The organism is Micromonospora sp. CNZ280 (assembly GCF_011759515.1).
In genome coordinates this window covers 1,073,563-1,098,949 of record NZ_JAAOYP010000001.1, presented here as the reverse complement: position 1 = coordinate 1,098,949, position 25,387 = coordinate 1,073,563, and the positions used below count along the sequence as shown (strand labels likewise).

The 25,387-nt window shown below is 72.6% G+C and carries 29 protein-coding genes and 3 pseudogenes; 13 read left to right on the top strand and 19 right to left on the bottom strand.

The features are described 5' to 3' along the window. Positions 1 to 78: 78 nt before the first annotated feature. From FHX32_RS34415 to FHX32_RS05175, 5 genes are all read right to left on the bottom strand, one after another. Complete coding sequence (locus tag FHX32_RS34415) at positions 79 to 1,641, bottom strand: trypsin-like serine protease (protein WP_208417958.1); 1,563 nt, start codon at positions 1,639 to 1,641, stop codon at positions 79 to 81. A gap of 79 nt (positions 1,642 to 1,720) precedes the next feature. Then, the gene (locus FHX32_RS05190) at positions 1,721 to 3,601 is read right to left on the bottom strand and encodes an ABC transporter ATP-binding protein (RefSeq protein WP_167179702.1); all 1,881 of its coding nucleotides are present in this window, start codon (positions 3,599 to 3,601) and stop codon (positions 1,721 to 1,723) included. Continuing rightward, a complete protein-coding gene (locus FHX32_RS05185) occupies positions 3,598 to 5,427 on the bottom strand; it encodes an ABC transporter ATP-binding protein (RefSeq protein ID WP_167179701.1) in 1,830 nt (609 codons plus the stop codon). Before FHX32_RS05185 ends, FHX32_RS05190 begins: the two co-directional genes overlap by 4 nt. Positions 5,428 to 5,464: 37 nt before the next feature. After that, complete coding sequence (locus FHX32_RS05180; protein WP_167179700.1) at positions 5,465 to 5,980, bottom strand: methylated-DNA--[protein]-cysteine S-methyltransferase; 516 nt, start codon at positions 5,978 to 5,980, stop codon at positions 5,465 to 5,467. After that, positions 5,977 to 7,512, bottom strand: coding sequence for an AlkA N-terminal domain-containing protein (locus FHX32_RS05175; RefSeq protein WP_167179699.1), 1,536 nt, complete (start codon positions 7,510 to 7,512; stop codon positions 5,977 to 5,979). The genes FHX32_RS05180 and FHX32_RS05175 overlap by 4 nt, the downstream gene beginning before the upstream one ends. Positions 7,513 to 7,541: 29 nt before the next feature. On the opposite strand from FHX32_RS05175, the gene FHX32_RS34885 reads away from it, so the two are divergent. Together FHX32_RS34885 and FHX32_RS34880 are read left to right on the top strand one after the other, a co-directional pair. After that, entirely contained in the window at positions 7,542 to 7,892 is a 351-nt protein-coding gene (locus tag FHX32_RS34885) for a winged helix-turn-helix transcriptional regulator (protein WP_167182248.1), read from the top strand. Positions 7,893 to 7,988: 96 nt separating this feature from the next. Then, positions 7,989 to 8,423 (top strand): annotated as a pseudogene (locus FHX32_RS34880) (hypothetical protein); the annotation flags it as partial. Positions 8,424 to 8,686: 263 nt separating this feature from the next. On the opposite strand, the pseudogene FHX32_RS34875 reads toward FHX32_RS34880, so the two are convergent. Next, positions 8,687 to 9,454, bottom strand: a pseudogene (locus tag FHX32_RS34875) (EamA family transporter); the annotation flags it as partial. Between the two features lie 95 nt (positions 9,455 to 9,549). Here FHX32_RS34875 and FHX32_RS05160 point away from each other — a divergent pair. The 3 genes from FHX32_RS05160 (at position 9,550) to ychF (ending at position 12,086) form a co-directional block, all read left to right on the top strand. Next, positions 9,550 to 10,053 carry a MarR family winged helix-turn-helix transcriptional regulator gene (locus tag FHX32_RS05160; protein WP_486480916.1) on the top strand — a complete coding sequence of 168 codons (504 nt, stop codon included), beginning with the start codon at positions 9,550 to 9,552 and terminating at the stop codon, positions 10,051 to 10,053. A gap of 86 nt (positions 10,054 to 10,139) precedes the next feature. After that, positions 10,140 to 10,874, top strand: a complete 735-nt coding sequence (locus tag FHX32_RS05155; protein ID WP_167179697.1) for a peptidase E — start codon at positions 10,140 to 10,142, stop codon at positions 10,872 to 10,874. 126 nt (positions 10,875 to 11,000) lie between these two features. After that, complete coding sequence (gene ychF / locus FHX32_RS05150) at positions 11,001 to 12,086, top strand: redox-regulated ATPase YchF (protein WP_167179696.1); 1,086 nt, start codon at positions 11,001 to 11,003, stop codon at positions 12,084 to 12,086. Positions 12,087 to 12,106: 20 nt separating this feature from the next. Here ychF and FHX32_RS34405 read toward each other — a convergent pair whose 3' ends face one another. Together FHX32_RS34405 and FHX32_RS34400 are read right to left on the bottom strand one after the other, a co-directional pair. Then, entirely contained in the window at positions 12,107 to 12,283 is a 177-nt protein-coding gene (locus FHX32_RS34405; protein WP_486480915.1) for a hypothetical protein, read from the bottom strand. Then, positions 12,223 to 12,504: a hypothetical protein gene (locus FHX32_RS34400; RefSeq protein ID WP_486481081.1), complete on the bottom strand. Its 282-nt coding sequence runs from the start codon at positions 12,502 to 12,504 to the stop codon at positions 12,223 to 12,225. The genes FHX32_RS34405 and FHX32_RS34400 overlap by 61 nt, the downstream gene beginning before the upstream one ends. A gap of 332 nt (positions 12,505 to 12,836) precedes the next feature. Here FHX32_RS34400 and FHX32_RS05140 point away from each other — a divergent pair, with 332 nt between their 5' ends. Further along, positions 12,837 to 13,352 carry an ATP synthase F0 subunit B gene (locus FHX32_RS05140; RefSeq protein WP_167179695.1) on the top strand — a complete coding sequence of 172 codons (516 nt, stop codon included), beginning with the start codon at positions 12,837 to 12,839 and terminating at the stop codon, positions 13,350 to 13,352. Positions 13,353 to 13,755: 403 nt separating this feature from the next. Here FHX32_RS05140 and FHX32_RS05135 read toward each other — a convergent pair whose 3' ends face one another. Next, complete coding sequence (locus FHX32_RS05135) at positions 13,756 to 13,983, bottom strand: site-specific integrase (protein WP_167179694.1); 228 nt, start codon at positions 13,981 to 13,983, stop codon at positions 13,756 to 13,758. A 249-nt stretch (positions 13,984 to 14,232) separates the two neighbouring features. Between FHX32_RS05135 and FHX32_RS05130 the strand changes: the two genes are divergently transcribed. Beyond that, on the top strand, positions 14,233 to 15,054 hold the full coding sequence (locus tag FHX32_RS05130) for an NAD-dependent epimerase/dehydratase family protein (RefSeq protein WP_167179693.1): 822 nt from the start codon (positions 14,233 to 14,235) through the stop codon (positions 15,052 to 15,054). A 365-nt stretch (positions 15,055 to 15,419) separates the two neighbouring features. Here FHX32_RS05130 and FHX32_RS05125 read toward each other — a convergent pair whose 3' ends face one another. Both FHX32_RS05125 and FHX32_RS05120 read right to left on the bottom strand, forming a co-directional pair. Next, positions 15,420 to 15,884: a GNAT family N-acetyltransferase gene (locus FHX32_RS05125; protein ID WP_486481080.1), complete on the bottom strand. Its 465-nt coding sequence runs from the start codon at positions 15,882 to 15,884 to the stop codon at positions 15,420 to 15,422. Positions 15,885 to 15,936: 52 nt separating this feature from the next. Then, on the bottom strand, positions 15,937 to 16,395 hold the full coding sequence (locus FHX32_RS05120; protein ID WP_167179691.1) for a VOC family protein: 459 nt from the start codon (positions 16,393 to 16,395) through the stop codon (positions 15,937 to 15,939). 107 nt (positions 16,396 to 16,502) lie between these two features. On the opposite strand from FHX32_RS05120, the gene FHX32_RS05115 reads away from it, so the two are divergent. Then, a complete protein-coding gene (locus FHX32_RS05115; RefSeq protein ID WP_167179690.1) occupies positions 16,503 to 17,342 on the top strand; it encodes an NAD(P)H-binding protein in 840 nt (279 codons plus the stop codon). Between the two features lie 278 nt (positions 17,343 to 17,620). Next, positions 17,621 to 18,220, top strand: a complete 600-nt coding sequence (locus FHX32_RS05110; protein ID WP_486480914.1) for a suppressor of fused domain protein — start codon at positions 17,621 to 17,623, stop codon at positions 18,218 to 18,220. Between the two features lie 45 nt (positions 18,221 to 18,265). Here FHX32_RS05110 and FHX32_RS05105 read toward each other — a convergent pair whose 3' ends face one another. Next, the gene (locus FHX32_RS05105) at positions 18,266 to 20,098 is read right to left on the bottom strand and encodes a glycoside hydrolase family 15 protein (protein WP_167179688.1); all 1,833 of its coding nucleotides are present in this window, start codon (positions 20,096 to 20,098) and stop codon (positions 18,266 to 18,268) included. A gap of 155 nt (positions 20,099 to 20,253) precedes the next feature. Next, entirely contained in the window at positions 20,254 to 20,421 is a 168-nt protein-coding gene (locus tag FHX32_RS05100) for a GntR family transcriptional regulator (protein ID WP_167179687.1), read from the bottom strand. 61 nt (positions 20,422 to 20,482) lie between these two features. Here FHX32_RS05100 and FHX32_RS05095 point away from each other — a divergent pair. Beyond that, positions 20,483 to 20,760: pseudogene (locus FHX32_RS05095) on the top strand (hypothetical protein). Here the strand turns inward: FHX32_RS05095 and FHX32_RS05090 are convergent. The 3 genes from FHX32_RS05090 to FHX32_RS05080 are packed head-to-tail and all read right to left on the bottom strand — an operon-like array spanning position 20,753 to position 22,799. Then, entirely contained in the window at positions 20,753 to 21,115 is a 363-nt protein-coding gene (locus FHX32_RS05090) for a PH domain-containing protein (protein ID WP_167179686.1), read from the bottom strand. The pseudogene FHX32_RS05095 and the gene FHX32_RS05090 overlap by 8 nt on opposite strands. A gap of 5 nt (positions 21,116 to 21,120) precedes the next feature. Next, on the bottom strand, positions 21,121 to 21,903 hold the full coding sequence (locus FHX32_RS05085; protein ID WP_167179685.1) for a class I SAM-dependent methyltransferase: 783 nt from the start codon (positions 21,901 to 21,903) through the stop codon (positions 21,121 to 21,123). A 14-nt stretch (positions 21,904 to 21,917) separates the two neighbouring features. Continuing rightward, entirely contained in the window at positions 21,918 to 22,799 is an 882-nt protein-coding gene (locus FHX32_RS05080) for a LysR family transcriptional regulator (protein WP_167182244.1), read from the bottom strand. Positions 22,800 to 22,885: 86 nt separating this feature from the next. On the opposite strand from FHX32_RS05080, the gene FHX32_RS05075 reads away from it, so the two are divergent. Then, complete coding sequence (locus FHX32_RS05075) at positions 22,886 to 23,029, top strand: hypothetical protein (RefSeq protein ID WP_167179684.1); 144 nt, start codon at positions 22,886 to 22,888, stop codon at positions 23,027 to 23,029. Next, the gene (locus FHX32_RS05070) at positions 23,026 to 23,418 is read left to right on the top strand and encodes a VOC family protein (RefSeq protein WP_167179683.1); all 393 of its coding nucleotides are present in this window, start codon (positions 23,026 to 23,028) and stop codon (positions 23,416 to 23,418) included. The genes FHX32_RS05075 and FHX32_RS05070 overlap by 4 nt, the downstream gene beginning before the upstream one ends. Before the next feature lie 70 nt (positions 23,419 to 23,488). Here FHX32_RS05070 and FHX32_RS05065 read toward each other — a convergent pair whose 3' ends face one another. The 3 genes from FHX32_RS05065 to FHX32_RS05060 all read right to left on the bottom strand — a co-directional run bounded on the left by FHX32_RS05065 (position 23,489) and on the right by FHX32_RS05060 (position 24,715). Then, positions 23,489 to 24,169: a hypothetical protein gene (locus tag FHX32_RS05065; protein WP_167179682.1), complete on the bottom strand. Its 681-nt coding sequence runs from the start codon at positions 24,167 to 24,169 to the stop codon at positions 23,489 to 23,491. Between the two features lie 100 nt (positions 24,170 to 24,269). After that, positions 24,270 to 24,395 (bottom strand): hypothetical protein, encoded by a 126-nt coding sequence (locus FHX32_RS34870; RefSeq protein ID WP_486480913.1) that lies wholly within the window; start codon positions 24,393 to 24,395, stop codon positions 24,270 to 24,272. Between the two features lie 14 nt (positions 24,396 to 24,409). Beyond that, the gene (locus FHX32_RS05060) at positions 24,410 to 24,715 is read right to left on the bottom strand and encodes a 4a-hydroxytetrahydrobiopterin dehydratase (protein WP_167179681.1); all 306 of its coding nucleotides are present in this window, start codon (positions 24,713 to 24,715) and stop codon (positions 24,410 to 24,412) included. Positions 24,716 to 24,898: 183 nt separating this feature from the next. Between FHX32_RS05060 and FHX32_RS05055 the strand changes: the two genes are divergently transcribed. Beyond that, a complete protein-coding gene (locus tag FHX32_RS05055; protein ID WP_167179680.1) occupies positions 24,899 to 25,339 on the top strand; it encodes a (deoxy)nucleoside triphosphate pyrophosphohydrolase in 441 nt (146 codons plus the stop codon). Positions 25,340 to 25,387: the final 48 nt, after the last annotated feature.

Below are 25,387 nucleotides of genomic sequence, written 5' to 3'. Positions count from 1 at the left end.
CGGTGACCGGACCACGCGTTGACCCGCGCGCCGCGAGCCGATTTCCCGCCGCCGGCCCGGATGCCGGCGGCGGGCCGGTCAGGGTGCGATCGGGCCGAGCAGCGGGCCGCGGGTGGGCAGCTGGAAGCCGAGCCCGGTGCGCGCGTTCACCCGGTCGAGGATGGTGGAGACCGGGGCGTAGTAGTTGCGCTCGTCCGGGTTGGTGCAGGCGCCCTGGCCGGGGTCGCCGTCGGAGAGGATGCCCAGCGCCTTGCCGGTCGACTCGACGAAGAGCGGCCCGCCGCTGTCGCCCGGCCGGGCACAGATGTGCACGTCGATGCCGCCGCTGGCCTTGCCGAAGACCTCCCCGCACCGGGTGCCCGGCACGTAGCCGGCGCCGGCGCCCGAGTCGACGTACGTCTCGCCCGCCTTCGGCGTGTACGCCGACCCGGTGGCGCAGACGATCCAGCCGACCTGGACCGCGCTCGCCGCGACGTACCCGGTGATCGGCACGTCCCGGCTGCCCTGCTCGTCGGTGCAGTGCGGGTTGTCCGGCACGCACCAGTAGTTGACCAGGTTGACCGGGTCGGTGGTGGCGCGGCGCGGGTACGCCCAGCGGTCCGCCGCGCCCGGCTGGTACGGGATCACCGCGTAGTCGCTCGGGTAGGCGTTCTCGGCCAGCACCGGGCTGGTCGACTCGACCCCGACCGGCACCTTCGGCCCGAGGAACTGGTGCCAGGTGCGGTCCTGCTCCTGGTGCCGGCCGCCGACCACGCAGTGCCCGGCGGTCAGCACGTAGTACGCCCCGGACCGGGCGCGGAGGTTGAAGCCGGAGGTGCAGCCGCCGACCGTGTCGTCGTCGCGGGGCACGTCGAGCCGGATGCCGCCGCGCATCGGCGCCTGCGCGCAGTAGCGGGGGTCGCACGCCTTCTGCACGATGCCGGCGGGCAGGCGGGTGCGCGCCCGCGCCGGCACCCCGGCGGCGCCGAGCGCGTCGGCCAGCCGGGGGTCGTCGGCCGCCACCACGTCGCCGGTGAGCACCACCACCTCGTTCGCCTGCACGTCGACCACCACGTCGCTGCCGGCGGTGACGTCCAGGGCCGAGGCGAGCCGGGTCGTCCCGGCGGTGAGCTGCCGCAGCGAGTGCCGCACCGGCACCACCTTGACGTGCGCCGCGTCCGGCAGGCCGGCCACCGCCGCGCGCAGCGGCGCGGGGTCGGTGGCCGCGATGGTGAGCACGCCGCCGCCGGCCTGGTCCAGCCACATGCCAGCGTACTGGTCGGGGAAGCGGGTGGTCAGTTCCTCGGCGAGCGGCGCGGAGAGCTCCTGGAGGGCGAGCCGGCGGGCCGCCTCGTCGGCGCCGACCCGGTAGCGGTCCCGCAGGTAGGAGGTGGACGCCGGACCGTCCTCGGCGACCGCGTCGGCCGGGCGGGCGGCGCCGGCCGCGGTGGCGCCCGGGGCCGGTGAGCGCTTGGCCGCGCCGAGGCCGGCCGTCCCGGCCGGTTCGCTCGGGCCCGCGTCGGTCGCGCCGGCCGTCGCCGCGGCGAGCGGGTTGCCCGCCGGCTCCCGGTCCGCCCCGGACGCCAGCACCACCGCCGTCGTCCCCAGTACGCAGGCGGCTGTGGCCAGCCCCGCGATGATCATGCGCCGTCGTGTCCGCACGCCCACACCTTCCCCCGTGTGTCCGGCGCCGCGCCCGCGATCCTGCCGATGCGGCGGCGCAGTGGCTGGCCGATTCTAGTCAGAGCAGCGATTCGCGCCACTGCCGGTGCAGCTCGGCGTACCGGCCGCCGCCGGCGGCGAGCCGCGCGGGCGGGCCGTCCTCGACGATCCGGCCGCCGTCGAGAACCAGCACCCGGTCGGCGACCTCCACGGTGGACAGCCGGTGCGCGATCACCAGCGCGGTGCGGTCGCGCAGGATGGTGCCGAGCGCGCGTTGCACCAGCCGCTCGGTGGGCACGTCCAGCGAGGAGGTCGCCTCGTCGAGGATCAGCACCGTCGGGTCGGCCAGGAAGGCCCGGGCGAACGCGACCAGCTGCCGCTGCCCGGCGGAGAGCCGGCCGCCGCGGCGGTGCACCTCGGTGGCGTACCCGTCGGGAAGGGCGGTGACGAAGTCGTGCGCGCCGATCGCCCGGGCGGCGGCCTCGACGGCGTCGTCGTCGGCGCCCGGCCGGCCGAAGCGGATGTTCTCCGCGACCGTGCCGCTGAACAGGTGGGTCTCCTGGGTGACCAGCACCACCGCCCGGCGCAGCTCCGCGTCGGCCACGTCCCGCAGGTCGACCCCGTCCAGGCTGACCGTGCCGGCGAGCGGGTCGTGGAACCGGGCGAGCAGCTTGGCGACGGTCGACTTGCCCGCCCCGGTCGGCCCGATCAGCGCGACGGTCTGCCCCGCCGGGACGATCAGGTCCAGCTCGGTGAGGATGGGCGTCTCCGGCCGGTAGCCGAAGGTGACCGCACGGAAGGCCACCGCCCCGCGCGGCGGCCCGGCGGGCAGCGGTACGGGCCGGGCCGGCTCGGCCACCGCCGGTCGTTCGTCGAGCACCCCGGCAAGCTTCTCCAGCGCGGCCGTGGCCGACTGCAACGAGTTGTAGAACTGGCTCAACTCCTGCATCGGTTCGAAGAACCGCCGAAGGTAGAGCAGGAAGGCGGCGAGCACGCCGACCCCGGTGGCTCCGCCCAGCACCCGCCAGCCGCCGTAGCAGAGCACCACCGCCACCGTGACGTTGCCGATCACCTTGATCCCCGGCGAGTACGTCGCGATCAGCCGGAACGCGTCCCGGCTGGCCCGCCGGTAGTCGTCGTTCACGGCGTCGAAGATGTGCTGGTTGCGTGGCTCCCGGCGGAACGCCTGTACCGCGCGGATGCCCCGGGTCGACTCGACGAAGTGGACGATGACCAGCGCCATCGCCTCCCGGGTGCGCCGGTACGCGCCGGCCGAGGCGCGGGCGAACCAGCGGGAGAGCCAGAACAGGAACGGGAACGCGAGCAGCGTCACGGCGGCCAGCGGCAGGTCCAGCCAGAACAGGATGGCGGCCACCGAGACGATGGACAGCACGGCGAGGACCAGGCTGTCGATGCCGCCGTCGACGAGTTCGGCGATCGAGTCGAGGTCGCTGGTCAGCCGGGAGATCATCCGCCCCGACGTGTACCGCTCGTGGAAGGCCACCGGCAGGCGCAGGAAGTGCCCGTACACCCGCCGGCGGAGGTCGAGCAGGACGGCCTGGCCGATCTTTGCGGAGCGGGTGAGGAAACCGCGCCGGGCCAGGAACTCGACGGCGGTGGCCGCGCCGAACGCACCGGCGACCGCGACCAGTGGGCCGGCGTCGCCGGCGCGCAGCCGCGGGATGGCCCGGTCGATGCCGAGCATCACCAGGTACGGTCCGGCCATCGCGGCCGCGTTCTGGCTCAGCAGCAACGCGACCGCGGTACCGAGCCGACGCCGGTGCGGGCGGAGCAGGTCGCGCAGCAGCGCCCGGCTGCGGGCCCGCAGCCGGGCCACCGCCTCGGGAGTGGCCTCCTCGGCCCGGCTGCGGTCGGCCTCCGGATCGGTGGCGATCCCGCGCCACCGGGCCAGGTCCGGCCCGTCGTCGGCCTCCTCGCCCCGCCCGGGCTCGGCGGTCACGACCGCACCAGGCCGCGACCGCCGGAGGCCGGTTCGGTGGCCGCGTCCGGCGGCTCGGCGGAGAGCACCGCGCGGTACGCCGGCACCGTGGCGAGCAGGTCGGTGTGCCGGCCGACCGCGGCGATCCTTCCGCCGTGGAGCAGGGCCACCCGGTCGGCGAGGGCGATGGTCGACGGCCGGTGCACCACCAGCAGCGCGGTGGTCTCCCGCAGCACCCGCTTCAGCGCCGCCTCCACCAGCGCCTCGGTCTGCACGTCGAGGGCGGAGAGCGGGTCGTCGAGGACGAGCAGCGCCGGCCGGCCGAGCACCGCCCGGGCCAGCGCGAGCCGCTGCCGCTGCCCGCCGGAGAGGGAGAGCCCCTGCTCGCCGACCCGGGTGGCCAGCCCCCACGGCAGGTCGTACGCGAAGTCGGCCTGGGCTAGCGCGAGCGCGGCTCGGACCTCGTCCTCGCCGGCGTCCGGCCGCCCCAGGGTGAGGTTCTCCCAGACCGACATGGAGAACAGCGTCGGCTCCTCGAACGCCACCCCGACCAGCCGGCGCAGCGAGGCCAGCCGCACCTGCCGGAGGTCGTGTCCGTCCAGGGTGATCCGCCCACCGGTCACCTCGTGCAGCCGGGGCACCAGGGAGAGCAGCGTGCTCTTGCCGCAGCCGGTCGCGCCGACCAGGGCCAGCGTCTCGCCGGGCTCGACGGTCAACTCCACGTCGCGTAGCACCGGCGTGCCGGCGCCCGGGTAGCGGAAGCAGACCCGCTCGAAGCGGAGCCGGCCGCGGACCGCGGCGCGGGGCAGCGACACCGCGCCGGGAGCGTCCACGATGGCTGGCGGGGTGTCCAGCACCTCCTGGACCCGGTCCGCCGCGGTGGCCGCCTCCTGCCCGTTGGCGATGATCCAGCCCAGCGACTGCACCGGCCAGATCAGCATCAGCTGGAGGCTGACGAAGGCGACCAGTTCGCCGATGGTGAGCACCCCGGCGGCGGCCGCCGCGGCCCCGGCCACCAGTACGACGCCCAGGGTCAGGTTCGGCACCAGGTCGAGCCGGGCGGAGGTGCGGGCGAGCAGCCGCCCCTTGCCCACCCCGGTGTCGTGCAGCGCCCGCGCGCCGGCCGCGAACCGGGCCGCCAGTTCCGGCCCCCGGCCGTACGCCTTCATGGTGCGTAGGCCCTGCGCGGTCTCCTCGACCAGCGTGGCGACGTCGCCCTGCTGGTCCTGCATCCGCCGGGACGCGGTGTGGTACGCGCGGGCGAAGCGGCGGCTGATCAGCAGCAGCGGCACCGCGCTGGCCGCGACCAGCAGCCCCAGCGGGGGGTGCAGCCGGATCAGCAGCACCACCACGACCAGGTAGGTGACCAGGTTGAGCACCAGGAAGAACAGGCCGAAGGAGAGAAACCGGCGGATCACCGACAGGTCGCTGGTGATCCGGGAGAGCAGCTGGCCGGACTGCCACCTGTCGTGGAAGCTGGCCGGCAGGCGTTGCAGGTGGGCGTAGACGTCCGCCCGGATGGCCGCCTCCATGGCGACCGACGAGGACGACTGCACCCACCGCCGGACGAAGATCAGCAGCGCCTCGGCCAGGCCGAGCAGCAGGGCCAGCCCGGCCAGCCGGAACAGGCCGGCAGGGTCCTGCCGGGCGACCGGCCCGTCGACCACCCGCTGCGCCACCAGCGGGATCGCGATGCTGGCCCCGGTGGCGGCCAGCGCGGCGAGCAGCAGCCAGCCGAACTCGACCGCGTACGGGCGCAGGTAGTGGCGCAGTCGCCAGAGGTTGTGCAGCGGATGCCGGCCAGCCGCGACCCCGGGAGCCGGGTTGCCGTCGCTCTCCGCAGGCACTACCCGACGGTATCGGCAAATAGGAGATTGACAGGTGTCAGCTTGCCGTCAACCGCCGCTCATGACCGAGAAGCCACTTCTTCACGTCCAGCCCCCAGCGGTAGCCGCCCAGCGTCCCGTCGGTGCGCAGCACCCGGTGACAGGGGACGAAGAGCGCGGCTGCGTTGCGGGCGCAGGCCGCCGCGGCGGCGCGTACCGCCTGGGGGCGGCCGGCCAGCCCGGCGAACCCGGTGTAGGTGACCGGCTCGCCCGGCTTGACCTCGCGCAGCACGTCCCAGGCGTGCGCCAGGAAGGCGCCGCCGCTGTGCTGCCGTACCGGCACCCCGTCGATCGCGGTCAGGTCGCCGTCCAGGTAGGCCGCCACGGCGGCGGTGACCGGGCCGAGGTCGGCCCGGTGCCGCAGTGGCGCCCGCAGGCTCGGGTGCATCACCGGCAGCAGTTGCTGCGGGTCGGCGGTGAAGCCGGCCGCCCGGACCGCGCCGTCGGCGTCGACGAGGATGCTCAGCGGCCCGGTCGGGGTGGTGAGGACGGTGCTGTCGATGGTCGTGCTCATGCTGCTCTCCAGAGTCGGATCACCGCGTACGAGCGCCAGGGGCGCCAGCGTTCGGCGTACGCGTCGAGGGTCTTCGGGTCGGTGGGCAGGCCGAGGGCGGCGGCGCCGCGGCGTACGGCCAGGTCGGTGGGGAGCAGGACGTCCGGGTCGCCGAGCGCGCGCATGGCCACGTAGCCGGCGGTCCACGGCCCGATCCCGGGCAGCGCCAGCAGCCGCCGCACCGCCTCCTCCCGGTCCCCACCCGGATCGAGGTCGAGCTCGCCACCGGCAACCGCCCGGGCGAGCGCCCGAATGGTCTCCCGCCGCCCGGCAGGCATCCCGAACGCCCCATCCGCCAGCGCCAACACCTCCTCCGCCCCCGGAAACCCCCGCAACCCCCCGCCCTCGCCGCTCCCACCCGCGACCTCGGCCCGGTGATCATGAAGTTGTCGACGCGACACGCCGTTGCCGGTGACCACACCTTCATGATCAACGCGGTCGGCGGTGGGGGAGGGGGTGGGGGCGGTGTGGGTGAGGAGACGGGTGAGGGTGGTGCGGGCGGAGGTGACCGAGACCTGCTGGCCGACGATGGCGCGGACGGCCATCTCGAAGCCGTCGACCGAGCGGGGGAGGCGAATCCCGGGCTCGGCGGCGACCACCGGAGCCAGCGCCGGGTCGGCGGCCAGGGTCTGGTCGACGGCGGCCGGATCGGCGTCGAGGTCGAGCAGGCGGCGGCAGCGGGCCACCGCCGGGGCGAGGTCGCGCATGTCGGTCAGCCGCAGCGTCGCCGACACGTGCCCGTCGGCCGGGGTGAGCGCCACCTCGCCGGTGCCGTGCGGCAGCCGCAGGCCGCGCCGGTAGGTGCCGTCACGCACCTCCTCCATGCCGGGCAGCGCGCGCAGCGCGAGGAAGTCCAGCAGCGCGCGGGCGTGCAGCGGTGGGCGGTACGCCAGCCGCAGCGTGATCGTGCCCGCCCCGCCCGGCGCCGGCCGCCGCCGGGCGGCCCGCAACTCTTTCGGGGGCACCCCGTACACCTCGCGGACCGTCTCGTTGAACTGCCGTACGCTGCCGAACCCGGCCGCGAACGCGATCTCGGCCAGGCCGAGGTCGGTGGTCTCGATCAGGGTGCGGGCGGTCTGCGCGCGCTGTGCCCGGGCCAGCGCGAGCGGCCCGGCACCCATCTCCGTACGCAGCATCCGGTGCAGGTGCCGCTCCGTGTAGCCGAGCCGGGCGGCCAGCCCCGGCACGCCCTCCCGGTCCACCACCCCGTCGGCGATCAGCCGCATCGCCCGGCCCACCACGTCGGCGCGCACGTCCCATTGCGGCGAGCCGGGCGCTGCGTCCGGCCGGCACCGGCGGCAGGCACGCAGCCCGGCGCCCTGGGCCGCCGCGGCGGACGGGAAGAACCGGACGTTCTGCCGCTTCGGCGTCATCGCCGGGCAGGACGGCCGGCAGTAGATCCCGGTCGAGGTCACCCCGGTGTAGAACCACCCGTCGAACCGCTGGTCGCGGCTGTCGACGGCCCGGTAGCACCGTTCGAAGTCCAATTCCACGACACCGATGATGCTCCTGCTGGCGGCCCCTGGCTCGCGGGAATCGGACATGGCCGTGCGGCCGGCGTCCGCCGCCACCGCCGGGACGGCCGGCCAGCGCCCGCGCCGGCGCCCCGGACCGCGCCCGCCGGTTCGGCGAGTACCGGGCGGCGGTGACCGGGATCTCCGACCGGCTGCTCGCCCAGCGGCTCAAGGGGTTGGAGGCCGACAGGCTCATCGAGCGCACCGTGATCCCGACGTCCCCGGTGCAGATCCGCTATGCCCAGACCCGCGACGGCGCCGAGCTGATGACGGTGCTGCAACCGCTGGTCGACTGGGGTCACCGACGCCGGGGCCGGGCGCCCGGCGGCCCGTCCGCGGCGGACGACACCGGCCGGTGACCGGCCGGCGGTGGCGGTGCCGGGCGCCGTCGACCGCCGAAACTGTCGGTTGTGGTCGGTACCGTCCCGGCACCAACTCAAGAAGGGGTGCGAGCGATGGCGAGCGTGGCGGGTCGGGAAGCGGCGTCGACACGGGACGGGCGCCCCCCGCTGGACCGGGCGGTGGTGCAGGGCTTCTACGTCCGGATGCGCGCGGTCGCCCCGGCCGCGGTCGGCGCCATCGAACGGGACCGGGCCGGCGACCCGGGCCGCGCCTTCGGCGACACGGCCTGCGGCCGGCTGGTCCGCTCCCTCGACGCCCCGGGGCTGCGCGCGCTCGGCATGTGGGTGCACCACTGGTGCATGCGGTTCTACGACGACGACACCCGGGTGGGGCTGCGCCTGCTCCGCGAGATCGCCGGCCGCCCGGGGCTCGGCTGGACGGCCGACGAGGTGCGCTGGATGCTCCGCGAGTCGTACGCGGCCGGCCCGGCCGCCGACGCCCGCTTCACGCTGCCCCTGGTCGCGGCCGGCGAGATGCCGCCGGGGTCGCTCGCGCCCGGGGAGCTGCCGGTGGCCGGGGCGGCGACCGGCCGGCCACCGGCGGCCGAGCCGTTCGCACCGGCCGCGCCGACCACGTCCCGGCCCGGTTCCGACGCCGCTGGGCGGATCGCGGCGATGATCCCCCGCCAGCCCGGCCCGGCCGAGCGGGGCTGACCGGCGCCGACCGGTCGGGGTGGCAGTTGCCCGGCCACGGTGGCGCCCACCGCCACCGCGAAGCCGGCCAGCTGCCAGCCGGACATGGCCTGACCGAGCACCACCCAGCCGAGCACCGCGGCGGTCAGCGGGCTGAGCGCCCCGAGCAGCGAGACCTGGGTGACCGGCAGTCGGGCGGCGCCGCGGAACCACAGCGCGTAGGCCAGCGCCGTGCCGGCCAGGGTCAGCCAGGCGTACCCGGCCAGGCCGGCCAGGTCGGGCGTCGGCGGCCGACCCTCGACGGCCAGGGCCAGCGGCACCACCATCAGCCCACCGGCGGCGAGCTGCCAGCCGGTGGCGGTGAGCGTGCCGACCCCGGGCGGCCGGCCCCAGCGGCGGGTCAGCACCAGGCCGGTGCCCATCGCGGCGGTGCCGGTCAGTCCGGCTGCGATGCCGGCCGGGTCGAGCCCGGCGGTCGGGCGCAGCACCACCAGGGTCACCCCGACCAGCGCCGCCACCGCGGCGGCCAGCGCCCGGGGCCGGGGCCGTTCACCGAGCAGCAGCACGGTCAGCCCGGCGACCAGCAACGGTTGGGTGGCGCCGAGCACCGCGGCGGTGCCGCCGGGCAGGTGGTAGGCGGCGTAGAAGAGCAGCGGGAAGAACGCCCCGATGTTCAGCGCGCCGAGCACCGCCGACCGCCACCACCACGCGCCGTGCGGGCGGTGCCGGGTGAGCGCGAGCAGCAGTACGCCGGCCGGGAGGGCCCGGATCACGCCGGACCAGAGCGGTCGGCCGGGCGGGAGCAACTCGCTGGTGACCAGGTACGTGGTGCCCCAGGTGATCGGCGTGACGGCGGTGAGCAGGGGGTCGGCCCAGCGGCGGTCCATCGGTGCTCCCGAGATAGCTTGACGACAAATAGCTTAGGGCTAAGCTACTTGAGGTCAAGCGAAAGGGGAAGTGCGGCGTGCGGCACAATCCGGGAGTGGCGCAGCGGGATGACGTGGACGGCATCGTCGAGCAGTGGCGGCGCGAGCGGCCCGGGATGCGGCCCGAGCCGATGGCGGTCTTCGGCCGGATCTACCGGATCGCCCGGCTGGTCGGCGACGAGCAGGAACGCACCTACGCGCGCTGGTCGATCAGCCGGGGCGAGTTCGACGTGCTGGCCACGTTGCGGCGCTCCGGTGAGCCGTACACGCTGGCGCCGAAGCAGCTCGCCGCCTCGATGATGCTCACCTCCGGTGGGATGACCGGCCGGTTGGACCGGCTGGAACGGGCCGGGCTGGTCCGCCGCTCGCCCGACCCGGCCGACCGGCGGGGGCTCCAGGTCACGCTCACCCCCGCCGGGCGACAACTGGTCGAGGAGGCCGCCGAGGCGGGGCTGACCGTGCAGCGCCGGTTGCTCGACGCGCTGCCGCCCGAGGACCAGGACCGCCTCGCCGACCTGCTCCGTACGCTGCTCGGCGCGATCACCGACCGGGAGCGGTGACCGGCCCGCGGACCGCGCCCGGCGGTCGCCGGGATCGCCGGCTCGGGCAGGATGGGCAGCGTCAGCCCTCGACGGAAGGAGGACCCGTGCCCGCCAGCGAACCGACCATCCTCGCCACCAGCATGGGCATCTACGCGCCGCGCCGAGACGGCGAGCAGCGCCGGATCAACCCGGTCTTCGATCTCGCCGCCGAGCTGGCCGGCGCCGGGGCGCAGCCGAAGATCTGCTTCCTCAACCAGGCCGAGGGCGACCAGCCCACCACGCTGACCCGGGTCTACGAGGCGTTCGCCGGTAGCCGGTTCCGGATGTCGCACCTGGCGCTGTTCCCCATGCCGAACGTGGACGACATCCGCGCCCACCTGCTCGGCCAGGACGTGGTCTGGGTGGGTGGCGGCAGCGTCGCCAACCTCTGCGCGGTCTGGCGGGTGCACGGCCTCGGCGAGATCCTGCGCGAGTGCTGGGAGGCGGGGGTGGTGCTCGGGGGCGTCTCCGCCGGCTCGATCTGCTGGCACGTCGGCGGCGCCACCGACAGCTTCGGCACCAACCTGCGCGGCTTCACCGACGGCCTGGGGTGGCTGCCCTACGGCAACGGCGTGCACTACGACAGCGAGGAGCAGCGCCGGCCGCTGATGCACCGGCTGGTCGGCGACGGCACGCTGCCGACCGCGCACTGCACCGACGACGGCACCGGGCTGCTCTACCGGGGCGAGAAGCTGGTCGAGGCGGTCGCCGACCGCCCCGGCGTCTCGGCGTACGAGGTCACCCGCACCCCCGACGGCACCCCCCGGGAAACCCCGATCGAGCCCCGACTGCTCGGCTGACCCGGTGGATCTTGGAACGGAAGCGGGCCGTCGGGGGCCGCTTGCTTCCGAGATCCGATCGGCAGTGGTCGGCGACACCGCACCGCGTTCCGGCTGACGGGGGCGGACGGCGTAAGCTGGCCCGTCGTGAGTCTCACCATCGGCATCGTCGGCCTGCCCAACGTCGGCAAGAGCACCCTGTTCAACGCGCTGACCAAGAACGACGTGCTCGCGGCGAACTACCCGTTCGCCACCATCGAGCCCAACGTCGGCGTCGTCGGGCTGCCGGACGAGCGGCTGCACAAGCTCGCCGAGATCTTCAGCTCGCAGAAGGTGCTGCCCGCCCCGGTGTCGTTCGTCGACATCGCCGGCCTGGTGCGCGGCGCCTCCAAGGGGCAGGGCCGGGGCAACGCGTTCCTGGCCAACATCCGCGACGCCTCGGCGATCTGCCAGGTGGTCCGGGCGTTCTCCGACCCGAACGTGGTGCACGTCGACGGCAAGGTCTCCCCGGCCGACGACATCGAGACGATCAACACCGAGCTGATCCTGGCCGACATCCAGACGCTGGAGAAGGCGGTGCCGCGGCTGGAGAAGGAGGCCAAGCTCCGCAAGGACCGGGCCGCCGCCGCCACCGCCGCCAAGAAGGCCGTCGAGCTGCTCGACACCGGCGTCACCCTGTACGCGGGCGCCAAGGACGCCGGCATCGAGCTGGAGCACCTGCGTGAGCTGCACCTGCTCACCACCAAGCCGTTCCTGTACGTCTTCAACGTCGACGAGGCCGAGCTGGGCAACGCCGAGTTCCTCGACGAGCTGCGCGCGCTGGTCGCCCCCGCCGAGGCGATCTTCATGGACGCCAAGATCGAGTCCGAGCTGGTGGACCTGCCCGAGGAGGAGGCCCGCGAGCTGCTGGAGTCGATCGGGCAGAGCGAGCCCGGCCTCGACCAGCTGGTCCGGGTGGGCTTCCGGACGCTCGGGCTCCAGACGTACCTCACCGCCGGGCCCAAGGAGGCCCGGGCCTGGACCGTCCCGATCGGCGCGACCGCGCCGGAGGCCGCCGGGGTGATCCACTCCGACTTCCAGCGTGGCTTCATCAAGGCCGAGGTGGTCTCCTACGACGACTTGGTCGCGGCCGGCAGCATGGCCGCCGCCAAGGCGGCCGGCAAGGTCCGGATCGAGGGCAAGGAGTACGTCATGCAGGACGGCGACGTGGTGGAGTTCCGCTTCAACGTCTGAACCCGGCCCGCTTTGGCAGGTCAGGAGGTTGGCGCCGCACCCTGGGGCACACCGGGGGCACAGCCCCGCGCCTCTTCGACCGCCCGGCGGGTGCGCTCCTCCGAGTCCGGCATCAGGTGCCCGTACGTTGACAGCACTAGGGTCGCATTCTCGTGCCCCAGCCGTTCGGCAACGGTGATAACCGACTCGCCCTGCACCAGCAGGACTGAGGCGTAGTGGTGGCGCAGGTCATGGGTCGTGAAGATGGTGCCGTCATCGGCCGGCGCGACCGGGGCGTCCTGGGCTCTGTTCGCACCTTGGACTGCGGCGCGAACTGCCACTCAATGCACACCAGGCGGGCGGTGAAGTCGACGTCCTGGACACGCAGCGCGAGCAGCTCTCCGAGACGAAGACCCAACCCGGCCTGAGCGACGACCATCGCCCGGTCGCGGGCGGCAATCGCGTCGGCGAGCGCGCGCACCTGGTCGACGGTGAGCGGCACTGACAGTTGGCCGGCGCTCTCCGGGCTCGGCTGTCACAGCGCGTAGCTGGCGTGCCGCCTATCGCTAGGGCATGCGATCCTCGACGCCGGTCTAGACGCCCGATCAGCGGCAGATTCGGATATTCGATCGTTCGCCACTGGGGACTTCGAGCTCGGCTGATCCGGCGCCCCTCGTGCGCCCGGGACCTTCCGTCGGGGACCGACCCGGGTTGACTCGATTGTCATGCTGGAATCGGAAGCCCCACGCCCGCACCACCCGAGGAGGACCTGTGCGCAAGCCGGCCAAGACTGCCGCCGTCCTCTTCGGGCTCGGCGTCGGCGCCACGGTCGGTCCATCCCTCGGGCCGGCCGCCGTCTGGTCCGGCGTCGCGATCGCCGCGCTCGGCGTCGCGCTCTCCCTGGTCGGTACGACCGAGTCCGATCTCGTCGGGGACGGCCTGATCGACCGCGACGAGGACGCCGGGGTGGCAGGCGACGGGACGACCACAGGAACCGCGGTCGCAGCGGAACGACGACGGCGGAACCAGCAGCGGCCAACCCTCAGCGGCCTGGGCACCCGGGTAGAACAGATTCTCAGACTCGCCAAGGAGCAGGCCGACGACCACCGCGCCGAGGCGCGGCTCGAAGCCGAGGGGATCGTAACCACCGCCCGACGGGAGGCGGAGGCGATCCTGAACCGGGCGCACGAACAGGCGGCTGGGATCACCGGCACCCGCCGGGATCTGTCTCCGGTACCACCCACCGGGGCGCCGTCACCGGACGAAGATCCGGGCCCTAATGCCTGACGGAAGCGGAGCCACCGGACGGATCCCGATTGTCAGGCGAGCCGCCAAAGACCGACCGGCGCAGCCGGATGATGAACGCCGTAGAGGATGCAGTCCGAGGGTTTCTGAGTTGTCTAGACCGGACCAGCGGCGCACCCTCTCATCGGTAGTTCGGGGGCGCTCGTGCCTGCCGGGCCATCCGCGCCGTGCTGACATACACCGAGGTGGACATCTTGTACGGGTACTGCTTCAGCGCCCGCACGCGCGGGAGCAGATCGCGGCACGCATCCCACCGCAGTGACCTGGCGGGCAGCATCTCGGACCCGCCGACGGCATCCACGTAGGCTCGACGCCGGCGCGTAGGCCACCCTCTCACCCTCACCCGCAGGCATCCGCTATTCGGCAGATCCGCTCGTTGTGGTCGCTACGTTCCGGAGGCCATGTAGGCGGCAAGGATGTAGTTGGGGTGCCGGTCGAGGTTCTTGCGGGCGCGGTCAGACAGGCGGCGGGAGACGGTCGAGGCCTGAAAGCGGCGCACGTCCTGGAGCCAGCGCACGTACCGCTCGATGTCCGCGCGTGTGGTCGACAGTGGCTGCAGCTCCTGGCCAGTGCACCAGGTCAGGAAGACACGCAGGTCGGACTCGGTGTGCAACCGCGTGTTACCACGGTACCGACCGAGGTAGGCGGCAACCGCCGCACGGAGAACAACACGATCAGGAGAGACGACACCGGGGCCGAAAGCGGGAGAGGTAGTCATAGCTCAGGGTGCGTCACCAGTCACAGTCGGCGCGCGTAAACAACTTCCACACGCGGCGAGCGGGCGTTCGGTGCGCGAGCCGAGCTTGCCCTTGCAAGATTGGCGGTGATCATTTTGTCGGTCCGTGCCGCCAGAATGTGGGCCATGAGTTCACATCTGGGCACGGTCGTGGTCACGGGTGCGGCGGGTCGGATCGGCTCGGCAGTCTGCCAACACCTGCGCGATGAGGTTCGTCAACTCGTGCTTGTCGATCGGATTCCATTGCATCCACAGGCTCCGGTAGAGCGGGCGAGACAACTGGATCTGGCAGACCTTGACGCCGTAGTTGCCGCGTTGGAGGGGGCGGACGCCGTAGTGCATCTGGCCGGGCTTCCGGATGAGGCGCCCTTGGCCGACCTGCTGGACAGCAACGTGCTGGGCACGTACCACGTGTTGGAGGCCGCCCGCCGACAGGGGGTAGGGCGAGTTGTCCTGGCCAGTAGCAACCGTGTCACCGGCTTCTACCCGGTCGGGCAGCTGGTCGTACCGGACGCACCGGTTCGGCCGGACGGGTTCTACGGGGTGAGCAAGGTAGCCGTCGAAGCACTCGGGCGCCTGTACGCCGACAAGTTCGGACTGTCGGTGGTCTGCCTGCGAATCGGCAGTTTCGAGGAGGAGCCGACCGAACCCCGACATCTGGCAACCTGGTTGAGCCCGCGCGACGGCGTCGGCTTCATCCGCGCGGCTATCACCGCGTCGGGCGTGCACTTCGTGACCGCCTATGCCGTTTCCGCCAATACCCGCGCATTCTGGGATACCGCCGCCGGGGCGCAGCTCGGCTACCAGCCGGTAGACGACGCGGAAAGTTATGCCGCTCGGGTGCCCGGTTCAGAAGCCCCGATCGACGCCGCCGCCTTTCAAGGCGGTGCCTACACCACCGCTGAATACTCCCTGCGACACGTCATAGCGCCCCCTCCGCCCTCTTGAGGACGGGTATCTACCCAACGGCGGTGGCATCCGCTTCTCGGCAGAAGCGGATGCCTGGCACCAGTCGTCGTGGACAGTCGGCGTCACGGTCCGTATCCGGCATGCTCAAGGCCCGTGTAGCCCATCAACTGAAGTCACCGTGTAACGCATCAAGCGGAGTACGACAGCCGGCAGCCAGCCAGCAGCCCATGCGTCAGGTCAATGCCAAGTCCCGCCTTACCGGGGAATTCGTACTGCGTTCCGCTTCAACGTCTGAACCCGCCAGACCCGTGTCGGATGACAGGTGACCCGTCCGGCCAGACGTTGATGACGAGGGATTCCCTCCGGAGTCGTCACAGGTAGTCGAAGGTGCGGACCCAGCAGACCTAGAGGTCCAGCGCGTACCAGCAGGCGTCGTCGGTCTCGTGAGTCTTGGCGAAGCCGGCCTTGTCGAGCACCCGCTGCGAGGGCAGGTTGTCCTTCTCGGTATCGGCGACCACGCGCTTGGCAGCCGGTTGCCGCGCCGCGTAATCGACCAGCGACCGCAGCGCCTCGGTGGCGTAGCCGTGGCCGCGGGCCGGCTCGACGAGGCCGTAGCCGACCATCACCGTGCCGGTCTCGTCGGGCGGGCCGAAGAAGCCGATGGTGCCCACGGCCTGGCCGGACGCCTGTTCGACGATGACGAAGTTGCCGAACACCGGGTCGCCCTGGCGCAGCCACGCGTTGACCCCGTCGCGGTCGTCTTCGCGGGGGAACTGCTCGTGCCAGGCCCTGCCGGCACGGTCATCGTCCACGATCGCCTGCGCTGTGGCGCGGTCGAGTGGGATCAGGCTGAGCCGTTGGGTGTCCATCACGCGGCTCAGTATCGCAAAGGTGGATCAGGCAGGTCCTGACACCGATCCGTCACGCGGGCCCTGAGAGCCCGGATCTGTACGCGGCGACGAAGACGCAGAAGGGGTGCCCGGCCAGGTCGGCGTACACGCGGAGCGGCTCGTCGGGGTCGTCGATGCGGTCGTAGAGCAGCCGGCCACCGAGGTTCAGGACGCGTTCGTGCTGGACCCGCAACTCCTCGACCGACTCCACGGTCAGGTCCAGGTGCAGCTGCTGGGCCACCGGACCTTCCGGCCAGGTCACCTCCGGCAGGTGATCCACCTGTTGGAACGCCAGCTGAGGGACGCCGCCGGGAGTCCTCAGGACGAGCCAGTCGCGACCGCCCTCGTCGACCTGTCCCGCCGCCGGCGGCTCGTCGCCAGGTCGGTAGACCAGGCCCAGCAGGCGCCGGTAGAACTCCGCCAGAGCCCTGGCGTCGGTGCAGTCGAGCACCACCTGACACAGCCTGGGCACGTTCTCCCGGTCGACCACCCTCGACCACCTCCGAGAGCCGTTCTGTTGGCACCGCAGGGCTGCCGCACCTCGGGCTCACCGGTACCCCTTGACTTCAACCTCGGTTGAAGTCCGAGCATCGTGGCATGACGGAACGAAACACGATCCTGGTGACCGGCGCGACCGGAAACGTCGGGCGGCACGTGGTGTCGCAGTTGCCTGGCCCGGTGCGGGCCCTGACCCGTGACCCCGCCGCCGCCGGCCTGCCCCGGGGCGTCGAGGCGGTGCGCGGCGACCTCACCGATCCGGACTCCCTCACCGAGGCGCTCACCGGTGTGGACGCGGTGTTCCTGCTCTGGCCGTCCTACTCCGTCGAGGGGGCGGCGTCGGTCGTGGACACCATCGCCGCACACGCGAGCCGCGTCGTCTACCTCTCCGCCCGGCAGGCGGTGGACGGGCCGGACACCGTCTGGGGCGGGGTCGAGCAGCTGATCGAGCGGTCCGGGCTGGGCTGGACGTTCCTGCGCTGCGGCGGGTTCGCGACCAACACGCTCGGCTGGGCCGAGCAGGTCCGCGCCGAGGGCGTCGTGCGGGCACCCTTCGCCAATGCCGCCCGGTCGCTCATCCATGAGGCCGACATCGCCGCCGTGGCGGTGGCCGCGCTGGCCGGCGACGGACACGACAAGCAGGCGTACGAGCTGACCGGCCCGGAGGTGGTCACCCAGGCCGAACAGGCCCGCCTGATCGGCGAGGCGATCGGCCGACCCGTCCGCTTCGCGGAGCAGCCGGTGGCGGAGGCCCGCGCGGAGATGCTCGCCGGCGGGGCCGACCCCGCTTTCGTGGACGAGGCGCTCAGCTACTGGGCCCGCCTGGTGCACGAACCGGAGTCGGTGACGAACACGGTGGCGGAGGTGACCGGACGCCCGGCCCGGACGTTCCGCCAGTGGGCGCGCGACCACGCGGCCGACTTCCGTACGCCGCGCTGACGCCGTACGCCGATTCCATGGAGACCGCCGGCTCGCGTGGACCGAGCCATGGCGGGTGGGCTGGCTGGCGGACCGCGCGGACGACCTCGACCGCACCGACGTGGCACCGGTCGTGTAGCCGTCGACCGGGTCGGACAGGCCGCCGGCCGGCCCCTACGCTAAGCCGCATGCGATCTTCTTCCGCGCCGGGTCCTCGCGGCTCCGAGATTCTCCGCCACCCACCCCGTGAGCGGCCTTGGGAGCCGGCCGGCGCCGGCGAGGCGGACACCGTCGAGGCCGTGGACCGGCACATCGGGCGGCACTTCGGACCGATCGCGTTCGTCTGGCACGAGTTGGCCTCCGACCTGGTTCACATCGACGTGCACGTGGTCGAGCCGACCGAGGACCGGCCCTGGATCACCCTCGTCACCTCGGGCATGAGCGATCTGCCGATGGCGGTGCCGGCGGAGGCCGGCGTCAGCCCGTACGCCGAGTTGATGATGTGCCTACCGGCGGACTGGCCGCTGTCTCAGGAGGCGTTCGGGGACGAGCGAGCGTACTGGCCGATCCGGTTGCTGAAGACGGTGGCGCGGCTGCCCCACGAGTACGACACCTGGATCGGCGCGTGGCACTCGGTGCCGAACGGGGACCCGGCGCAGCCGTACGCCCCGGACGTGCCGTTCGTGGCGGCGGTGGTCACGCCGATGGTGCGCTGCGCACCTGAGGCGCGGACCGTCGTCACCGACGGGGGGCGGCAGATCAAGCTGCTCGCGGTCGTACCGCTGCATCCGGCCGAGATCGAGCTGAAGCTGACCGACGGCACCGACGCGCTGCTCAAGGCGCTCGACCGGGGGCTGGTGAGCGAGGTGTTCGACCCGACCCGGCCGAGCAGCGTGTGATCCGGGGCCAGGCAGCCGACCTGGCCTGGGCGAACCGGACGGCTCCTACCGGCGGGTCTCGTCGAGGAGTCGGTTGAGCGCGAGGGCGGTGTTGATCAGCGCCAGATGGCTGAACGCCTGGGGGAAGTTGCCCAACTGCTCGCCGGTGGGGGCGATCTCCTCGCCGAAGAGGCCGAGGTGGTTGCTGAAGGTGAGCATCTTCTCGAAGGTGAGCCGGGCGTCGTCGAGGCGCCCGGCCTCGGCGAGGGCCTCGACGTACCAGAAGGTGCACATGTTGAAGGTGCCCTCGTCGCCGGGCAGCCCGTCGGGGGCGTGGGTCGGGTCGTAGCGGTAGACGAGGCTGTCGGAGACCAGGTCGTCCTCGATCGTGCGGAGGGTGGACTGCCAGATCGGGTCGTTCGGGGCGACGAAGCCGACCATCGGCATCATGAGCAGGGCGGCGTCGACGACCCCTCCGCCATAGCTCTGTACGAAGGAGCGGCGCCCCCGGTGGTAGCCGCGTTCCATGATCTGGTTGTACACGGCGTTGCGCTGCTCGACCCAGCGCGTGATCTCGCCCGGTCGGCCGTGCCGTTCGGCGAGGCGGACCGCCCGGTCGAAGGCGACCCAGGACATGACCCGGCTGTGGGTGTAGTCGCGGGGGTGGTGGCGGCTCTCCCAGATGCCCGCGTCGGGCTGGTCCCAGTTGCGGCAGAGCCAGTCGACCAGCCGCACCGTGCTGAGCCACACCTGGTGCGGGGCGCGGATGCCGTGCCGGTCGGCGAAGTACATGGCGTACAGGGCGTCGCCGTGGATGTCGAGTTGGAGTTGCTCGGCGGCGCCGTTGCCGATCCGGACCGGTGCCGAGCCACGGTATCCCTCCAGGTGGTCGAGCGTCTCCTCGTGCAGGTCGGACGTGCCGTCCACGCGATACATGATCTTCAGCGGCACATGGTTGTCGCCGGCCTGGCGGACGCGTTCGTCGATCCAGTCCACGTAGCGGTGGGCCTCTTCGGTGAAACCGAGCCCGAGCAGGGCGTGCACCGAGAACGACGTGTCCCGGACCCAGGTGTAGCGGTAGTCCCAGTTGCGGGTTCCGCCGATCTTCTCGGGCAGTCCGGCGGTCGGCGCGGCGATCATCGCGCCGGTCGGCGCGTACGTCATGAGCTTCAGGGTGATCGCGGACCGTTCCACCATCTCCCGCCACCGTCCGGTGTAGTGGGAGCGGTCCAGCCAGCGCCGCCAGTAGTCGCGGGTCTGCTCGAACATCGTCTGGATCTCGTGGAACGGGAAGGCCTGCGGACCGCTCGGGGCGGCGGTCTCCAGGACGATCGCGCCGGTCTGGCCCTCGTGCAGGTCCGCGAAGGCGATCAGGTCCCCGTTCTCGCTCCTGATGTTCTTCTCCGGGATCAGCCGCCCGGGCGCCCGCGTGGTGTGCAGGGTCAGGGCCATCGACGCGGCGCTGAAGACAACCCCTTCCGGGTACCGCTCCATCTGGTGGGTCTCGCGCCCGTAGTTGAACCGTGGGCGGCACTCGGCCCGGAACCGCATGCTGCCGCGGACCACCTTGATGATCCGCACGATGCGGTGCCGGTCGGTGACCTGCTCGCCCGCGACGGGCATGAAGTCGGTGATCTCGCCGACCCCGTCCGCGCTGATGAACCGGGTGATGAGCATCGGCGTGTCCGGCAGGTAGAGCTGTTTGGACACGTAGCGGACGGCGTCCGGGGTGACCCGGAAGAATCCGCCGCGCTGCCGATCGAGGAGCCCGGCAAAGATGCTGGGCGAGTCGAACCGCGGAGCGCAGAACCAGTCCAGCGTCCCGTCCCGAGCGATCAGCGCGGCGGTCTGCAGGTTGCCGATGATCCCGTGGTCCTCGACCGGCGGATATTCCTTCACGGCGTCCCCTCGTCAGCGGTCATCAAAGGATGAACGGCCGTGACCGGGAAAGGTGATGTCAACTGCCGGGCAGCGAGGGTGTGAGCGGTGCGAACCGACGGTAGGCGTGGCCGGGTGGCGCAGGCCCGTTCGACCTTACGCCGACAGGCGGCGGTTCAGGTCGAAGGCGGGCGGACCAGCTCGACCTCGCCGTATTCCTGGCTCAACCGGGTCTCGCTGCCGATGCTCGCCTCCGGCGGAAGGACGCCCGACTCGATCTGCTCGCGGATCAGGTCGGCGAGTTGCACGTACACCGGCGTGTGCGAGCGTGGATCGATGGTCATGAGCCAAGCCTGGTGTCCCGGTAGGGAACATCCATCAGAGCTATCTTGCAATGATGGATTGATGGCCACCGCCCAGCAGCGGTTCGTCATTCACCTGCCGGTGGTCGCCCACGACCTGGGTGACGCGTTACGGCTGGCCGCTTGGTGGCCCGCTGGTCGAGCGTGCTGCCGCAGACCGGCCCGGGCGAGACGACCGTGTCCGGTGAGGACGAGCAGTATCTGCGGCACCGGGTCTTCTGTGACGTGCTCCTGCCGGGTGGCCGGCGCTGCCTGCTCCGGGCGGATCACGACGGGCCCTGCACGCGCCGGCTGCCCGGCCAGCGAGACCTGATCAGCTGATGTAGTGCAGGATGACGTTGTGCACGTGGTGGCTCTTCTGGGCGCCGCGGAACTCCACCTCGTAGGTGTGCGTGCCGACGTGGATGGCGATGGCACCGGTGGAGAAGAACGACCCGCCCCACGACTTGTTGCTCACCACGCTCACGCTGGTGATCTTCGAGTACGGGATGCTGGTGATGGCGTACCGCTTGCCGATGAAGGAGCGGTCCTGGATGATGACGCGCCGGTCGGTCAACCCGATGAAGCCGGTGCCGGTGCCGACCGCGTCGTAGACGGCGATGATCTGTTCTCCGTCCAGCAGCCCGCTCTGGATCTGCTGGAACTGCTCCTTGCGGTCATAGGTCGCGTTCGCCATGCCCCTCACGGTAGGTCCGGCGCGCCACCGACAAGATCGTCGCTGTCGGCCCGGGCCAGGACGATGAACTCGCCGTCACCCTGCCCCACCGGCTCCCCGCCCCAGCCACCGTGGATCCGCTCCACGGTGAACCCGGCCGCGCGCAGCGAGCCGCGCAGCTCCTCCCCGGTGCGGAATCGCAGCGTGGCCGAGCTGAGCAACTCGTCGCCGCCCGGAAGGAGGTAGTGGTGGACGAAGCTCACCACCGCGCCGGTCACCGCGGTCACCTCGGTCACCTCGGTCCAGGCCCGCACCAGGCCGCCGTCGGGCAGGGGGATCCGCCGCCGGGAGTCGACCGGGTTCCACCGCTCCCACCGCCGGTCCGCCGGGTCGCGCGAGTCGAAGACCAGCCGGCCGCCGGGAACCAGCGCCCGGCGCAGGTCGGCCAGGGTGGCCGCCCACTCGGCGTCGGTCACCAGGAACTGCGCCACGTGGCTGGTCAGCACCGCCACGTCGTACGCCCGGGCCGGCAGCCGTGCCGAGGTGCCCTCGATCCAGGTCACCCGGTCGGCGCCCGGCTTGGCCCGGGCCGCCGCCAGCGACGCGGCCGCCGGATCGACGCCGGTGACGGTGTGCCCGGCGGCAGCCAGGGCGAGGGTGAGCCGGCCGGTGCCGCAGCCGAGGTCGAGGACCCGGGCGGCGGGAGTCTCGCCGACCACGGCCACGAAGTAGGCGTCGTCCCGCGACCAGGGGCACTCCGCGTCGTAGACGGTCACCAGCCGTGGATCGCGGAACTCCCCGTGTCGCATGGCGGTGGATCGCCTCACGCGTTCGCGTCGGTGGCGGCGCGGACGAACTCGCGGACCCGGGCCGTGGTGTTGTCCTCCCGCCAGACCAGGCCGCGCCGGATCGGCGGTGCGTCGTGGATCGGCACGTAGGCGACATCCGGGCGGGGGTAGTAGTGCCGGGTGTGCTCGCCCACCGGCAGCACCCCGCGGCCCAGCGCCACCAGGGTCAGCATCTCGGAGAACGTGTTCCCGATGGGGCCCTTCGGCACCGGCCGGCCCGACGGAGTGTGCTCGGGGGTGCGGTCGCGCTTGAACTCCGCCGAGGTCACCGCCGGGTACTGGACCACCGGATGGTCGGCGAGGACCTCCAGGGAGACCGACGCCGCACGGGTCAACGGATGCCCGGCCGGCACCGCGAGCAACCGGCGCTCGATCAGCAGCGGCGGGCCGCAGGCCATCCCGTCGAACGGGTACGCCGCCATGAGCACGTCGATCGAGCCGTCCACCAGGCTCGGCCGCGAGTTGTAGAGCTGCACCTCGTGCACCTCCACCTGGCATTCCGGGTGCCGCTCGGTGAACAGGGCGACCGCCTTGAGCAGCACCGGCGCGGTCCACTCGCCGAGGAAGGCGACCCGTAGCCGGCCGGTGACGCCGCGCCCGGCGTCGACGGCCCGGCGTACCGCCTCGTCCATGCCGGCGACCAGCGGGGCGAGGTCGTCGGCGAGTTGGCGGCCGATCGCGGTGAGCTGGACGACCCGGCTGGTCCGCGCGAACAGCGGCGCGCCGACGCGGCGTTCCAGCTTCTTGACCACGTGACTGATCCGCCCGGTGGTCACCCCGAGCCGCTCGGCCGTGCGGCCGAAGTGCAGCTCCTCGGCGAGAGTCAGGAAGGTCTCCACCTCGTACCGTTCGAGCACGTCACGTCCCATCGTTGAACCGGGATCAACGATCGTAGCCCGATCATGCCTTGGTCGCGGTCGCGGGGCAAGGGATCGTGAACGGCATGCAGACGACGACAGTCACCGACTACCCGGCCGGCCTCGACGGGCCGCGCCGGGAGATCGGCGAGAAGCGCGAACCGGTCATCGGGTCGGCGCTGCCGGCCTCGGCCGGCGCGATGTGGCACGGACACCTGGAGGCGAAGTGAGCGCGGTGCGGGTGAAGGCGTTCGACCACCTGGTGCTCAACGTGGCCGACGTCGAGCGGGCCCTCGACTTCTACTGCGGGGTGCTCGGGCTGGCCCCGGTCCGGGTCGACGAGTGGCGGGCCGGCAAGGTGCCGTTCCCCTCGGTACGGGTCAGCCCGGAGAGCATCATCGATCTGGTCCACCGCACGCGGGGCGAGTCGAACGTGGACCACTTCTGCCTGGTGGTCGAGCCGCTGGACTGGGCCGAGGTGGTCGCGTCCGGCGTCTTCGAGGTGCTGGAGGGGCCGGTCGGCCGGTTCGGGGCGCGGGGGAGCGCGACCTCGATCTACGTGCGCGACCCGGACGGCAACTCGGTCGAACTGCGCTGGTATCCGCAGGACGCGGGCTGAGCCGGTGCCGGGTTCCGGTGGGGCGTCGGCCGCCCCACCGGAACCCGGCGCATGCCTGAGCCGTCGCTGCTCAGCGCGACGGCTGGCGGGTCCAGTCCGTCGACCCGGCGGTCTTGTCCCCGGCGTCGCTCGACACCAGGCCGGCCCAGTCCGAACGGCCGGCCCAGTCCGATCCACCGGTGCGGACCGGCTCCGGCTCCGGCGCCTTCTCCCGCGGGCTGCCCAGGCCGAGCCCGTCGGCACCGAGCGGGCGGTCCCGACGCGCCAGCGGCGGGATGACCTCGTCCGGCACCAGCGCCGCGGGCGGGTCGTCGGCCACCGCTGGCTGGGGCCAGCGCTGCCATCGGCGGATGCTGACCACCCCGACCAGCAGCAGCGCGCCCACCAGCAGGGTCGTTCCGTTGCGGACCGGTGCGGCCAGATCGACCTGGTGACCGATCAGGGTCGGCTCGTGGTCGACCAGGTTCAGCGCCGCGTTCGGGTTGACCAGCAGGCCCAGGTAGCTGGCCGAGTAGACCAGGCCGGTCACCGCCGCGCCCAGCGGCGAGAACCGGAGCGTGCCGATGAGCCCGAGCAGCAGCCCGGCGGCGGCCAGCACCAGCGCCGGTCGTACGAAGTCAGTGCCGTCCAGCGAGCCGCCGTCCGCTGCGTCGGCGAACGCCTGCGCCGACCGGTCCTGGCCGAGGGCGAACAGGACCCAGGCCAGCGGACCCACGACGGCGGCGGCGATCACGGTTCCGATGTGTCGCATTCGGGCAAGGTACCGATCTTGCAGGTGGATCAGGAGCCCTGATAAGCAAAACTTAAAGTCGATCCCACGCCACGCCGGCACCGGGACCGCGACGGCCACCTCAGGCGGCGCTCAACCACCGCTCGATGTCACTGACGGTCCGGGTGTCCGTCCGGTGCGGCACGGCAGGGGTGCCCACCGCCCGGGCGCCCGCCACCGCCGCCGGGCGATCGTCGACGAAGACCATCTGTTCCGCGTAGGTCAGGGCTCGGTGACCGCGCGGTACGCGTCCTCGATCCGGGCGGCCAGCAGGACCTCGCCCTCGGTCAGCGGCGCGTTGCCGTGCCCGACGCGGATCTGGGTGTGGTCGGCCCGGCGGCTGATCTCGGGGCGCAGGTGCAGGGCGTCGGCGACCACCTTGACCCGCTCGGTCAGGGCCGCGTGCTGCGAGTCGTCGATCACGAGAGTCCGTCGGATCTGCTCGCCCTCGCGGACCCATCCGGTCAGCAGAGCGAGGGCGTCGCTGAGGTAGTCGCGCTTCGCACGACCGCTGAACAGCGCGCGCATCACCGCACCTCCCAGGCGCCGTTGCCGGCTTGTGGCCAAATCGTCGCCATCCCGTGTCTTGTCGGTGCCCTCTAGTCTGTCGTCGCACGGATGGTGTGTCCACGCCCACACTTCCGTGTCTTCCTGGCCTGACGGTCGGCCAAGCTACCCAAACCGCCGATTGATCTGGCACGCTGGACGCCCGTGCGGACCGAACGGGCTAACCACGGCGGGCAGATCGAGCGACGGGACCTGAAGGTCATCGTCGGGGCGGCGATCATCGAGGACGGGCGGGTGCTGGCCTGCGCCCGGTCGGCCCCGCCGGAGGTCGCCGGGATGTTCGAGTTCCCCGGCGGCAAGGTCGAGCCGGGGGAGAGCGAGACCGCCGCGCTGGTCCGCGAGTGCGCCGAGGAGCTCGCCGTACGCGTGGAGATCGGTGAGCGGGTCGGCCGCAACGTCCGGATGGCCCACGGCCGATCGGTGCTCAAGGTGTACGCGGCCCGCCTGCTGCACGGCGACCGGCCCCAGGCGCTGGAGCACTCGGCGCTGCGCTGGCTCACCGCCGTCGAACTGGACGACGTCACCTGGCTGCCGGCCGACGCGCCGATCGTCGCCGCGCTGCGCCCGATCCTCGCGCGCGGCTGACCGCCGTGCCCGCCGGTCGCCCCGCCGGCGGCCGGGCAGCGCCCGGAC